This is a genomic window from Leptothoe sp. LEGE 181152 (assembly GCF_032906605.1).
GTDB classification, from domain to species: domain Bacteria; phylum Cyanobacteriota; class Cyanobacteriia; order Phormidesmidales; family Phormidesmidaceae; genus Leptothoe; species Leptothoe turfae.
The window spans coordinates 38,936-51,327 of the sequence record NZ_JASATU010000021.1 but is presented as its reverse complement, the minus strand read 5'-3'; the positions used below and the strand labels follow the sequence as shown (position 1 = coordinate 51,327).

Below are 12,392 nucleotides of genomic sequence, written 5' to 3'. Positions count from 1 at the left end.
GTTTCAGGAAAGATCCTAGCCAATAGTCGAAGCTTGTAGTCTCTCGGGTATGCTGGATGCCATTCACCTATTTGATCGAGTTGTATGAGTGGCCGTGTTCGCCAGACGTCATGTCTAAAAGAACATATTGATCGCTTCATCCATGCCCCGCAAACTGAAATTGCCCTGGTAGCCTTGATTTTGCTATCGGTATTTTTGGTCGTGGTTGAGGTGGTACTGGATACTCGCGGGCTGTCTACCCGATGGGTTAGCCATCTTCAGGCTGGGCTGACGAGCATTTTTATGCTGGAACTAAGCTGCCGTTATTGGATAGCGCGGAAAAAACAGCGGTTTTGGCGTAATTACTGGCTTGATATCCTGGCTACTATGCCAATGATCACGGCGTTTCGTCTGCTGCGGTTGCTGCGGTTGCTGCGGTTGTTGCGGGCGGGGATTTTGCTGAATCGCAGTTTGGGGCGGTTGTCGAGTGCGATCGCGGCCAGTCTAGGCATTCAAATTGGCGTGTTTATGGTGATTGGCTTGATTGTGCTCACAGGGGGTCTGGCCATCTACCTATTTGAAGAGCCCTACAACCCGCGCATTGAAAGCCTGCGAGACTCCATGTGGTGGAGCATTTTATCCTTAGTTGCCGGAGAACCAATTGGCGGTGATCCACAAACGGATATTGGGCGCATAATTGCCCTCGTTGTCATGATGGGCGGACTGACCACATTTGCTGTCTTTACTGGTGTCGTCTCTGCTGTGATGATGCGCAAACTAGAAACTTTTATGGACTTCAAAGCCTTGGAAATTGATGAACTGCGGGGCCACATTGTAATTTGCGGCTGGAATCGAGGTGGGCATTTAATCGTGGAAGAGTTGTTGGCCGATGGGATAAATCGCTGTGCGGTCGTGATTGTGGCCGAAGCAACCGATGAACCGGCTCAGGCTCTTAACCATCTCAATGCTTCTCAGCTTTACTTTTATGCTGAGGATTACACCAAAATTGATATCCTCGAAACGGTTGGGATTATTCATGCTTCCAGGGCAATTTTATTGGCCGATGCCACCCATCCGCGTACAGACCAAGACCGAGATGCCCGTACAGTTTTGGCTGCTCTGACTATCGAAAAATTGAATCCTTCTATCTATACTTGTGCGCAGTTGTTGGATCGTCGTAATGATGTGCAGCTTAAGCTGGCTGGTGTTGATGATGTGATTGTTACAGAAGAAGTATCAAGCCATCTAATTGCCACATCTGCCCGAAATCAGGGTTCTGTAGAGGCTCTTTCGGAGTTGTTGACGGTGCAAAGTGGCAATCAAATTTATGAGATCCAGGTTCCAACTGATTGGATTGGTAAACAGTATTGGGCATTAGCTCAAGTTCTTAAGCAACAATCTGATGCATTGTTGTTGGCCATAGAGTCGGTCAAACAAGATAAACGAACTACTCAGGTGAATCCTCCAGCGGAATTAGTGTTAAACAAAGAAGATCGGCTAGTGATTATTGCAAGAGAAAGTCCTAGATTTTAATCGAAGATAATATCGATGACTCCTAGTGAATCCTGGGCTGAAGTGGGCTGCTTAGGATCAATTTCAAATAGCAATAACTGTTTAGCTGTTGTGTAAGTTCCTTCCAAACTAGAGGATCGAAGAGCTTCTCTCCGTTGCAGAGGTTGAAGTAAGAGCTCATAGTTTTTCATGGTTTTTCCAATCCCATCTAACCTTGCTAATGCTTCTCGAGCGTCAGCTAAGACTGGCCAAAGCTTTGTCGGTATTTCCCAATAATCTGGTAACGGCGCAGGAATAAAAGCCCAATCTTGATGTCCATCAACAATCAGCTCAATTAATTGACCAGGGGCATTATCAGCGAAAACAGCTTTATCCATTGCACTTAATGACCCAAAATTGAAATCCGTCCCCATGAATTTCAATTTTAGGCCTAAAATTGAAATTCATTTTCATCAATTTCAATTTCGGACTAAAAAATGAAACTCATTTCTGTGACTCTCATTTTTGACCTTAAAACTGAAATTCATATTTTTTGTCCTATGACAAGGTTTGACTGTGGTGAGGTATCAAGCGTAGTCAAATGGTTGCATTTTCTGTAACCCGACCCCATGCCATTGAATCCCTTTATATGCTGAGCATAACGAATACAAGGAAGGCAGATAAATGGCTAAGCGGCTTTGGTTATTAGGATTGGGGGCAATGGCAATGATGGGCATGACCTATCAAGCTGAGGCAAATTTATCCTCTGAGCCAGCTGAATTGCTAGCTAACGTATCTAATGTGCCAGTTTCTGGACCGGAGAAGGCACCTCGTATTGTGCGGCGACAACAGTTTGAAGATTATCGTCAAGTCATTGAGCGCACCCGGTCAATGATTTATGACCAGAGTAGCCAAACCCTGGCAGACCGCTGGGGGCTAGATATCCTCGACGTTACTTGGGAAGATACTGGGCGTTATGACAATTCTGCAGTTGGTCCTAACATCAGCGATATGACCATTCAGGTCCAACAACAAGATCCTGATACAGGAGAATATTCGCTGCACCTGATGCCCGTCATCCGCTATCCGAATTTTGCGGATCTCACAGGTGATGTTCCTATAGATCAGTTTTATGTGCTTACCGGTAACGAAAAAGGTGAGGATTTAGAACGGGTCTCCTTAGAAGATGTACTTGAAAATTTGCGTAGCTATTTGAGTGAGCCAGATTCGTGGGCTGGCACAGAGAAATCCCTTTTAGCAGATCGTGACAGTCATGTCTTGGTGAGCGCTCAAGCAGCATTCTTACCGATTCCCCAAGGCGACGAAGCAACTTTTAACCCTGTTTTATTTAACTACCAGTCTTACCCGGGTGATCCGGCTGTGCTCACATTGCTGGTAACCCGAGAAGGCACCAGCGCCACTGTAATTGATAACCAGCGTGATGGCTTTGACGCCGGACATACCTGGGGACAACGTTTATTTTTCAATCAAAATGGCGAGCGTGCTAGTCTCACGGGCCAGCGGCTCAGCGATTTTCAGATTGATGCCGGTAGCGATACCGAGCTAACCAATGAGCAACCTGTGAACATTGATGCAGACAAGGCAGGGCTCAACATGGTCATGCTTATTCAGGTACCCCTCAAACAAAAACAGCCTTTTATGTCCGCTGCACCGATGGCTGGAACCATGATGTTGGAATCAGCGGCTATGGACTCAATGGAGCGTAGTAGCAATGTAGAGGCTGCCGTTATCGGTCATGGTGAAGTCGAAGGTCCGTTCACCGAAATCGATAACCTTGAGATCGAACGAGATCCTAATTTCCCAATTCGCGTCACCGTCCAGTTTTACAAAGCCACCAGCAATGGCGTTGTCTCTGCTGATGATATGCGCGAAATTCATGAACAAATCCAAAAAGTCTATGATGAGGCCGACTATGTAGGCAGCCTGGTCTTAGATGGTCGTCAAGGTCGCCCTACTGAGTATGAGGGCGACCACACTCAGCCGGATGATTGGTGGGAGAAGTTTTGGCAGCATTCTCGCGAACGTTTGGATATGAGTGAAGAAGAAGCGAGAGAGCTTTGGGAAAGATTGCGAGAAGAATAAATTTTGAGTGCTTATCCCAAGTCCGAATACATTCAACCCAATTAAAAATAGACAATCTTGTAGGGGCACGACGCCCTTGTGGATGCCCTTCGATATCGGATGTTATCAGTCAGGATTGCGTATTAGTTTTGAGTTGATATCCTTTCACTAAGTCTGAACCAACTAAAGAGCATCAACTCAAAATACAAACCTCAAAATTCAAAGTTTTCTCTAGCTCGGTTCGGTCAACCCGAACGAATCTTTATGGACGCTCTCAGTTTTCCTTTTGTAAGCTGGAAGCACTAGACCCCCTACTTAGTTGAGCTATGTCTGCTATCGTGCCTTCCCAGCAAGTTCAAAATCGTAAAATTGCGAGTTATTTTTTGTGGGCTGGCGCTTTTTTAGGCATATTTGGGCTACATCGACTCTACAACGGCAAAATTACGTCCGGCGTCATCTGGATGTGTACTTTAGGTTTCTTTGGAATTGGTCAGTTTGTTGACCTGTTTCTAATTTCAGATATGGCAGAAAAACGACAGCGACAGCTTGTGGATGACCACCCATCCAACTTTGATCTACAGCCTGCTGTTGCCGCTGAAGTTAGCCAAGATCCGCTAGCGGTGAAACTGTTGCGTTTAGCTAAGCTGCACGGTGGCCAGATTACTGTGACCCAGGCTGTGATGGATACGGGTCAATCTTTTGAAGCTATCGAAACGGAGCTTACAGCGATGGTTAAATCTGGCTATGCTGACATTACCAACCGCCCTGATTCAGGGGTTATCGTTTATGAGTTTCCAGAATTGATGTGAGATTACGGCAGAGTGCTGTAGGCAATCTTTTAGTGATTGTCTTAAGTCACGTCATGCAACTGTCGTTTTCATTTACTGACCAAAAATAAGGCCTTTGACCCAATCTTTGCCTTGATCAACAACCTCGGCACCCAAAAAGAAGATACTTCCCACTAGACCCACGGCCAGGGTGCAAAGTGTCAGGCCTGCCAAACTAATTGCTCCGTCATCATCGAGTAGGCCAAACCCAATCACAAAAATGCCAATGGCAGGCAAGGTGTTAGTGCCGGGGATGGGAATCATCATGCACATTGACATTAGTGCGATCGCAATTCCCAACACCATACGACCCACAGGGCTTGTGCAGATAATTGACAGTCTAGGGCGCGATACCGCCTCAATCTTCTGTAGCCAGGGCAATCCCTTCGTGATGAAGCCCGCCACCTTAGTGCGCTCAAATCCTCTGTTCATCCACTTTTCTGGCAGCCAGGGCTTTTCTCGACCCACTATCAGCTGCACTGCCAACCAGAGCATAACAATGCCAAATGGAATCGAGTAGCCCGGTGCTGGCACAGGCAAGGCTGAGGGCAGTGAGAGCAGTACAAATAAAAAACCAAAAGTACGCTCTCCCCCCAGGGTGAGTAATTCCTTTAAGGTGACATCTAAACGTGATGTAGCTGCCGCCGCTGCTGCTTGTTCATGGGGTGTTGGCGTCAGCGAGGGAGCATCTAAAAAGTAGCGCTGAAGTTCAGCGGACAGTTTAGCCATAGTAAATAAATTTAGAAGTTACTTATAAGAGTTTCGCCAACGTTAGCGCAGGTCTGGGGAAGTTTAAGGTCTGAGTTTTAAAGTTTGAGTTTTCCATCACTCTTACTAATTTTTTCCTCCCCAAGGAAAGAATTATGCCCATGGGTCATTAAGTGCTCCCAAACGCACCATATCTCAGCCCATTTGACTGAGCCAACGAACGCTAGGTTCCACCGATGTCTTAGCCAGCTTAGCGGCATATGGCAATCCCTGGGAAGTCACCCCCCGATGACGGCTTATGGAGTTTGGCGGACCTGGTTACAAAATTGTTGGACGGCATTGATGGCTTGCGATCGCAAATCTGCCAGCGGTTGAGCAAACGGTGGTTGCCATTCCGATAGTCCCCACAGGTCTGAGGTAACCAACACCTGACCATCGCAGTGTGGCCCAGCCCCAATGCCAATGGTAGGAATTCCTAACGTTTGGGTGATAGTCTTAGCCACATCCTGCGGTATATGCTCCAGCACAATGGCAAATGCACCTGCCCGCTCTAACGCTTGAGCCTCTTGCAAAATGCGCTCAGCCTCTTTAGCGGTTTTACCTTGTTTACGAAAGCCCCCAAACTGATGCACTGACTGGGGTGTCAAGCCCACATGCCCCATGACAGGAATACCAATTTGGGTCAACCGTGCCACCGTTGCCGCCATCGCCGGATGACCGCCTTCTAACTTCACTCCCTGGGTGCCAGTTTCTTTCATCACCTTGCCAGCAGTCACCAGAGCCTGTTCTGGGCTGACCTGGTAGCTTAAAAACGGCAGATCCACCACCATAAATGCATTGGATAACCCACGACGCACCGCCTTGGCATGGTGAATAATCTCATCCAACGTTAGAGGCACCGTAGTTTCGTACCCCAGCACAGGCATTGCCAGGGAGTCACCCACTAACGCAATATCTACCCCAGCGGCATCCACCAGCTGAGCGGATAGATAATCCCAGGCCGTAAGTGCTACTATGGCACGTCCCTCCTGCTTCCAACGATTTATTTGAGAAACCGTTATGGTCATGGCTAATCACCGTAGTCACGTATTACCGGAGGATGGCTGCACCATCGCCTCTACTACAATTAGGCCACAACTAGACCGTTTCGGGGGTAACGGCATTTTCTTGCTTTGGAAGAATAGAAAATGTCGTCAAGGGATTGGCTAACAGGGTTAGAGGGGCTTCTGGTTACCTTATGGTGCTAATCAGGGTTGGTTGGTAAACATCTCATGGGTATTGGCTCTGCCTGTGGTCAAACTTACCCAAGCCAAACCTTCTGTTGTACCCACCCAAAGTTTGTCACTGACGTCTGTTGCCAACGAGAGGACATTGCCTGAGGGTAAGTTGGGCACCTGGCTGACAATGGCACCGTTATAAGGATTGAGCTTAAACAATCCGTTTTCAGTCCCTGCCCAAAGGGTATGGGTTGTATCAAAGGCAATGTCGGTAACGCTTTTGCCTTCCATTTGCGTCACAGAGCGCAGCAGAGCCCCCGTTTTACCATCAAAGACAAATAAACCTTGGGATGTACCCACCCATATTTGTCCTTGCGGTCCCGTTGCGATCGCTCGGACAGAACGACCTGGGATATTAGAAACCTGATTCAAAATAAAGGCTGATGCCGTATCCACCCGCACCAACCCCGATAGGGTTCCCACCCATAACTGTCCATCCTGATCAACAGCCAACGCATTTGCACTGGTACCTGGCAGCTCTTGCAGGGTGGTCATCAACAGACCTCGATCAGGACTGACCATCGCCAAACCTTGATCGGTCCCTACCCACAAAAAACCACGACCATCAATGGCCATGTCCAACACCCGATTAGACGGTAATCGAAAGTTTTGTGCAGTGATTTGATTAATGCGAGGGTCAACCCTGACAAGACCGTTAAACGTGCCTAGCCAAATACGCCCCACCCGATCTTGAGCCATCGCATCAATAAACCGGTTGGGTACATTGACCCGAGACTGAATCACGCCCGTTGCTGGATTAATACGAGCCAATCCCTGGTGGGAGCCCACCCAGAGACTCCCCGTAAAGTCTGACTGCAGCGCCCCCACCCGAAAGTCAGTTGCCAGAGGATTGCGTTGATAAGGGCGATCAGACGGCAGTGGCACAGCTCGCGGCGGCGGGTCTGTATATATAGGGGTCCCAGTCGATTCTTGCGCCCTAACCGGCATGCCAGCACTCCACAACAGTGTTGCGCCTACGGTCAGCTGAATCAATTGCTTAACAGAAATCACAGTGACGTCTCCCTACAGACCATGGGTTTATCTCTCCTGCAACATATGGCAGCAGGTAACTTGATGCTTTTGATAGCGTGCCCAAGGATTTGTGTCAACTCTAGCCGTTCCAGGCAGGGCATTGTTCACCAATAAATCTAAAAAATTCATTAGAGAATAAAAGACTTTCTTAATCTCCGTGGGACATTACCTCCAAAAGATGCTAGGCATAATCTGCCTGGCTAGCAAAACCTCTATATGCTGCATTAATAGACGCATCTTTCGAAAACTTAATGATATGGAACGTAGATTCATAAATAAAAATTATGAATCTATACAGAAGTTCCAAAACAGAACTTATCAGATCGCTGATAGTATTCTTTAAAGAATTAGGTAGTTGTTTGCTGCCTAACCATAAGGAGAACAGTCAATTTGGCTGTCTAGCAGTGTTTGCTGCTCGATACGATTTTCGAACTCAGTTAACTCAGTCAAACAGCGGCAGACCGCCCTATCTGGGAATTGCAAGAGTTCGTAAGCCATCTAGTTTGATTCACAGGAAAGGGAGATATGTCTTACTCTCAGACGTCGACGCAGTCGAAGGCTGGCTATAGTGCTGGTGTAAAGGATTACAAACTTACCTATTACACTCCGGACTACACGCCCAAAGATACTGATATTCTGGCCGCATTCCGGATGACCCCTCAGCCTGGGGTTCCTCCTGAAGAGTGTGCAGCTGCTGTAGCTGCAGAATCTTCCACCGGTACTTGGACCACTGTATGGACCGACCTTTTAACCGACATGGATCGGTACAAGGGTCGTTGCTATGACATTGAGCCCGTACCTGGTGAAGATAACCAGTACATTTGCTACGTTGCTTATCCTCTGGACCTATTTGAGGAAGGCTCCGTTACTAACTTGCTTACTTCTCTTGTAGGTAACGTATTCGGCTTTAAGGCTCTGCGTGCTCTACGTCTGGAAGACTTACGCATTCCGGTTGCTTACCTCAAGACATTCCAGGGACCTCCCCACGGTATTCAGGTTGAGCGCGACAAGCTGAATAAGTATGGTCGTCCTCTACTTGGTTGCACCATTAAGCCCAAGCTCGGTCTATCCGCTAAGAACTATGGCCGTGCGGTTTATGAGTGCTTGCGTGGTGGTCTTGACTTCACTAAGGATGACGAAAACATTAACTCTCAGCCTTTCCAGCGCTGGCGCGATCGCTTCTTGTTCTGTGCCGATGCCATTAGCAAGGCGCAAGCAGAGACTGGCGAAATCAAGGGTCACTACCTGAATGTAACTGCTGGCACTTGTGAAGAGATGCTGAAGCGCGCTGAGTTCGCCAAAGAACTCGGTCAGCCCATCGTCATGCATGACTTCCTGACGGGTGGCTTTACTGCTAACACGACTCTGGCTCACTGGTGTCGCGACAACGGTCTCCTACTGCACATCCACCGTGCGATGCACGCAGTAATCGACCGTCAGAAGAACCACGGTATTCACTTCCGGGTTCTGGCTAAGTGCTTGCGGATGTCCGGTGGTGACCACATCCACACCGGTACTGTTGTCGGTAAGCTTGAGGGTGACCGCGCTGGTACCCTTGGTTTCGTAGACCTACTGCGTGAAAACTATGTAGAGCAAGACAAGTCTCGTGGTGTTTACTTCACTCAAGACTGGGCTTCCATGGGTGGCGTAATGGCTGTTGCTTCCGGTGGTATCCACGTATGGCACATGCCTGCTCTGGTTGAAATCTTCGGCGACGACTCCGTTCTTCAGTTCGGTGGTGGTACGTTGGGTCACCCTTGGGGTAATGCTCCTGGTGCAACTGCTAACCGTGTTGCCCTTGAAGCTTGTGTTCAGGCTCGTAACGAAGGCCGTAACCTGGCTCGCGAAGGTGGCGACATCATCCGTGAAGCTTGCAAGTGGTCTCCTGAGCTGGCTGCAGCTTGCGAACTTTGGAAGGAAATCAAGTTTGAGTTCGACACTGTGGACACCCTCTAACTAGAGACACTCTCTAACTAGAGACACTCTCTAATTGCCATAGCTAGAGCAGTGGTCATTGCGATTAAGGGCGATTGCTAATCCGTTAGCAATGCCAATATCAAAACTGCTGCTCTGGTTACCGCATCAGCTGTTTCAAGCTGCTTTAATGCCTGTGATGCATTGAGCTCACCCATGGATATAAAGCGAATTGCAAAAGATACGGCTAAGACGCTGACAAGCTATCTAACCTATCAAGCGGTTCGAATAGTCATGGGGCAGTTGCGAGAAACAAACTTGCCTCGCTCCTATTGGTTCAATGAGTTTGCAACTCGAGATAAGTTACAGGATGGTGAAGCCTTTATTGCTTCGCTCATGCAGGAAAATGCAGATCTCGCGCTTCGAGTTATGACTGTTCGTCAGCACCTCGCGGAAGAAGTGACTGAATTTCTCCCAGAGATGGTCGTGACGGGCATTCAGCAAGCAAACATTGAGCATCGTAAGCGACATTTAGAGCGCATTACTCAAATGAGTTCTGATGATTTTCACAGCGAAGCTGATGCGGGTGATAGGGATTCTCAGTCTGACTAAACCGTTGTAAACCGATACTGACGAGTAGATTATGAAAACTCTGCCCAAAGAGCGTCGTTACGAAACGCTGTCTTACCTCCCTCCTTTGACTGATGCTCAGATCGAGCGTCAGATTCAGTACGTACTTGAGCAAGGTTACTTCCCTGCCATTGAGTTCAACGAAGATTCTGATCCGACTGCTTACTACTGGACCATGTGGAAGCTGCCTTTGTTTAACGCAAGCAGCACTCGTGAAGTCCTAGACGAAGTGCAGGCTTGTCGTTCTGAGTACCCCGATTGCTTTGTTCGTGTTGTTGGATTTGACAACGTGAAGCAGTGCCAAATCCTTAGCTTCATCGTTCATAAGCCTGGTTCTGGCAGCAGCTACCGCTACTAAGCTTTTGGGTATAGCCGGTAAGCTTGTATCCTAATTGATTATTGAAAAAGCGGAAGGAATATATTCCTTCCGCTTTTTTGCTTGTAAAGTTCGGACTTGAAATTTTCTAGCCTTTGTTTCTGATGATCATTACCTGAATGACTTGGTTAACCAAATTTTCGGGTCACTCTAATGAGCTAAATAGACTGCTCAAGAGAGCTGCTGCTGCTTCGTTTACTTGACCATCTGCTAGTACTACATCAGTTGCAATCACATAATAGTTATATCTTTATGTCGCTAGGTTCGGCGGTAGCGGCAATAATGCGATGACAGCCTGATTCCGGGTAAGCCCAGCCACAATAGCATTCTTTGGGATTGCCCCAACATAGACCCAGGTATAGCTCGCAGCGAGTGGCGCTAATATCGGCCCATTCCGTTTCTTTGATATAGCTTTCAACGGTGGCGGCATCAATTTCTACAGGATCATGACCTGCTGCCCACAGTCTTAACCCTTCACTGGAAGTCCGCCAGAATTCAATAATGGTCGTTTTAGCAGCGGCTAGGGTTGCTTTATCGGCTGGAATTGCCGCTAGGTTTGGATGAATTTCTGGTAGTCGAATAGTTTGACCCTTGAATGTGCAGGGATGCCACACGAGGCCAGATACATTGTGTTCTCGTTGGTACTGATGAATCTGATCGCGAAAATCTTTAAGGGCAAAGACTTTACTTAGTTTTTCAGCGCCAATAGCTTTAGAGACTACGGGATTGGCTAAGCGATCATCAGTGGATAGTAATACGCGTTCTCCGCGCCAGGCGGCCTTGAGTTCTTGATCGAGGATGTCGATAAGTTCCTGAGTGGTATAGGTCATTACTCTACCGGGCGGCTTGATGGCATTTTAGCAATCGTTCCTGGTTGGCGCAGTAAAGTAAAGGACTTTGTTCAAGTATTGATGATTAATTGGGAAGTGGACAATAGGATGTAGGGGCTGCCCATTGTGGGTGCCCTGGGCCAGCAGACCATAGGATATAGGGGCTGTCCTTGTGGGTGTACCTGGGCTAGCGGGCAATCAGGGACCTCCCCTTGTGGGTGCCCTGGGCCAGCAGATAATGGGGAATTGGGATTATAGTGTGGCTAAGGATTTTATGAGCAAGTCGTACATGCTGGTTGTATCTACAGAGGCGGCTACATCTACATTAGGTGCTTTACCAGTGCGCTCCCACCAGTCAATAACGGTACGACCCATATTTTCAGGGCTGGTCGTGTCGACGGTTGTATAGGTAGGCCGAAACGTAAATAGCTCGGGGTTTAATAAGTAGGCGATCACACATGGATCGTGCAAAGGCGCGCCGTTCATCCCATAGCGTTCAACATCAGGGGTGCCGTAGTGGGCAAGCAGATCAGCGACAGTATGACCCACGGGGGTATGGAGTTCTCTGAAGCTTTTGAGGCGCTCAGGTGTGGTAAGTACCTGATGGGTGGTGTCGAGGGTAATCAACTTGATGGGAATGCCGGATGCGAAGACGACCTGGGCAGCATGGGGATCGACATAGATATTAAACTCAGCACCAGGCGTCATGTTGCCGTGGGTAATGGCACCGCCCATGGCAATAATTGTGTCGATTTTGTTGGTGATTTGAGGTGCTTGGATCAGGGCAACGGCAATATTGGTCAATGGTCCCAGGGTGGCCAGGGTGATCGGTGCTGATGCTTGTTGCAGGGTCTCGATTAAAAATGCAACAGCGTGTTGCACCATTAGTGGCTGTTGAGGGGTAGGTAGCTCTGTCCCTTGTAAACCAGTGGCTCCATGGACATCAACGGCAGTGGATAAGGGCCTGAGCATGGGACGAGGGCAGCCTGCGTAGACAGGAATGTCTGCATGGGCTAACGCGCAAATCTTGAGGGCATTTTGGCTGGTGTAGTGTAGCGGGACGTTGCCCGCGACGGTGGTAATGCCAAGAATATTGAATGCTGCGGGATGGGCGATCGCCAGTAGGAGTGCGATCGCATCATCCACTCCAGGATCGCAGTCAATAATCAGCGGACGTGCCATGGAAGAAACCCAAAGAAGGAGGTGTCCCTAGCCTAGCCTGCCATGTATTTGATCAGATACGCTA

At 48.3% G+C, this 12,392-nt stretch carries 12 protein-coding genes; 6 read left to right on the top strand and 6 right to left on the bottom strand.

What is annotated here, in order from left to right; all coding sequences use genetic code 11:
• The first annotated feature begins 84 nt into the window (after positions 1-84).
• Positions 85-1,512 (top strand): ion transporter, encoded by a 1,428-nt coding sequence (locus QGP82_RS13225; protein WP_163661015.1) that lies wholly within the window; start codon positions 85-87, stop codon positions 1,510-1,512.
• Here QGP82_RS13225 and QGP82_RS13220 read toward each other — a convergent pair.
• The gene (locus QGP82_RS13220; protein WP_499059578.1) at positions 1,509-1,868 is read right to left on the bottom strand and encodes a Fic/DOC family N-terminal domain-containing protein; all 360 of its coding nucleotides are present in this window, start codon (positions 1,866-1,868) and stop codon (positions 1,509-1,511) included. The genes QGP82_RS13225 and QGP82_RS13220 overlap by 4 nt on opposite strands.
• Before the next feature lie 286 nt (positions 1,869-2,154).
• Between QGP82_RS13220 and QGP82_RS13215 the strand changes: the two genes are divergently transcribed.
• Together QGP82_RS13215 and QGP82_RS13210 are read left to right on the top strand one after the other, a co-directional pair.
• Positions 2,155-3,573: a hypothetical protein gene (locus tag QGP82_RS13215; protein WP_499059577.1), complete on the top strand. Its 1,419-nt coding sequence runs from the start codon at positions 2,155-2,157 to the stop codon at positions 3,571-3,573.
• Between the two features lie 305 nt (positions 3,574-3,878).
• Positions 3,879-4,361 carry a TM2 domain-containing protein gene (locus tag QGP82_RS13210; protein ID WP_163661021.1) on the top strand — a complete coding sequence of 161 codons (483 nt, stop codon included), beginning with the start codon at positions 3,879-3,881 and terminating at the stop codon, positions 4,359-4,361.
• 72 nt (positions 4,362-4,433) lie between these two features.
• Here the strand turns inward: QGP82_RS13210 and QGP82_RS13205 are convergent, their stop codons facing one another.
• The 3 genes from QGP82_RS13205 to QGP82_RS13195 all read right to left on the bottom strand — a co-directional run bounded on the left by QGP82_RS13205 (position 4,434) and on the right by QGP82_RS13195 (position 7,375).
• Entirely contained in the window at positions 4,434-5,108 is a 675-nt protein-coding gene (locus QGP82_RS13205; RefSeq protein ID WP_163661023.1) for an exopolysaccharide biosynthesis protein, read from the bottom strand.
• 275 nt (positions 5,109-5,383) lie between these two features.
• Complete coding sequence (panB, locus tag QGP82_RS13200) at positions 5,384-6,154, bottom strand: 3-methyl-2-oxobutanoate hydroxymethyltransferase (protein WP_499059575.1); 771 nt, start codon at positions 6,152-6,154, stop codon at positions 5,384-5,386.
• A gap of 180 nt (positions 6,155-6,334) precedes the next feature.
• Entirely contained in the window at positions 6,335-7,375 is a 1,041-nt protein-coding gene (locus QGP82_RS13195; protein WP_163661025.1) for a two-component regulator propeller domain-containing protein, read from the bottom strand.
• A 546-nt stretch (positions 7,376-7,921) separates the two neighbouring features.
• On the opposite strand from QGP82_RS13195, the gene QGP82_RS13190 reads away from it, so the two are divergent.
• The 3 genes from QGP82_RS13190 (at position 7,922) to QGP82_RS13180 (ending at position 10,298) form a co-directional block, all read left to right on the top strand.
• Positions 7,922-9,352: a form I ribulose bisphosphate carboxylase large subunit gene (locus QGP82_RS13190; RefSeq protein WP_163661027.1), complete on the top strand. Its 1,431-nt coding sequence runs from the start codon at positions 7,922-7,924 to the stop codon at positions 9,350-9,352.
• A 174-nt stretch (positions 9,353-9,526) separates the two neighbouring features.
• Positions 9,527-9,922 carry a RuBisCO chaperone RbcX gene (gene rcbX / locus QGP82_RS13185; RefSeq protein WP_163661030.1) on the top strand — a complete coding sequence of 132 codons (396 nt, stop codon included), beginning with the start codon at positions 9,527-9,529 and terminating at the stop codon, positions 9,920-9,922.
• A gap of 31 nt (positions 9,923-9,953) precedes the next feature.
• The gene (locus tag QGP82_RS13180; protein WP_006517353.1) at positions 9,954-10,298 is read left to right on the top strand and encodes a ribulose bisphosphate carboxylase small subunit; all 345 of its coding nucleotides are present in this window, start codon (positions 9,954-9,956) and stop codon (positions 10,296-10,298) included.
• Positions 10,299-10,558: 260 nt separating this feature from the next.
• Here QGP82_RS13180 and QGP82_RS13175 read toward each other — a convergent pair whose 3' ends face one another.
• Entirely contained in the window at positions 10,559-11,146 is a 588-nt protein-coding gene (locus QGP82_RS13175; protein ID WP_163661031.1) for a hypothetical protein, read from the bottom strand.
• Positions 11,147-11,398: 252 nt separating this feature from the next.
• Complete coding sequence (locus tag QGP82_RS13170) at positions 11,399-12,328, bottom strand: nucleoside hydrolase (RefSeq protein WP_499059573.1); 930 nt, start codon at positions 12,326-12,328, stop codon at positions 11,399-11,401.
• Positions 12,329-12,392: the final 64 nt, after the last annotated feature.

Excerpts from the sequence above, each read along its gene's own strand:
- QGP82_RS13225 (WP_163661015.1), top strand. The coding sequence starts at position 85 with ATGAGTGGCCGTGTTCGCCAGACGTCATGTCTAAAAGAACATATTGAT.
- QGP82_RS13220 (WP_499059578.1), bottom strand. The coding sequence starts at position 1,868 with ATGGATAAAGCTGTTTTCGCTGATAATGCCCCTGGTCAATTAATTGAG.
- QGP82_RS13215 (WP_499059577.1), top strand. The coding sequence starts at position 2,155 with ATGGCTAAGCGGCTTTGGTTATTAGGATTGGGGGCAATGGCAATGATG.
- QGP82_RS13210 (WP_163661021.1), top strand. The coding sequence starts at position 3,879 with ATGTCTGCTATCGTGCCTTCCCAGCAAGTTCAAAATCGTAAAATTGCG.
- QGP82_RS13205 (WP_163661023.1), bottom strand. The coding sequence starts at position 5,108 with ATGGCTAAACTGTCCGCTGAACTTCAGCGCTACTTTTTAGATGCTCCC.
- panB (WP_499059575.1), bottom strand. The coding sequence starts at position 6,154 with ATGACCATAACGGTTTCTCAAATAAATCGTTGGAAGCAGGAGGGACGT.
- QGP82_RS13190 (WP_163661027.1), top strand. The coding sequence starts at position 7,922 with ATGTCTTACTCTCAGACGTCGACGCAGTCGAAGGCTGGCTATAGTGCT.
- rcbX (WP_163661030.1), top strand. The coding sequence starts at position 9,527 with ATGGATATAAAGCGAATTGCAAAAGATACGGCTAAGACGCTGACAAGC.
- QGP82_RS13180 (WP_006517353.1), top strand. The coding sequence starts at position 9,954 with ATGAAAACTCTGCCCAAAGAGCGTCGTTACGAAACGCTGTCTTACCTC.
- QGP82_RS13175 (WP_163661031.1), bottom strand. The coding sequence starts at position 11,146 with ATGACCTATACCACTCAGGAACTTATCGACATCCTCGATCAAGAACTC.
- QGP82_RS13170 (WP_499059573.1), bottom strand. The coding sequence starts at position 12,328 with ATGGCACGTCCGCTGATTATTGACTGCGATCCTGGAGTGGATGATGCG.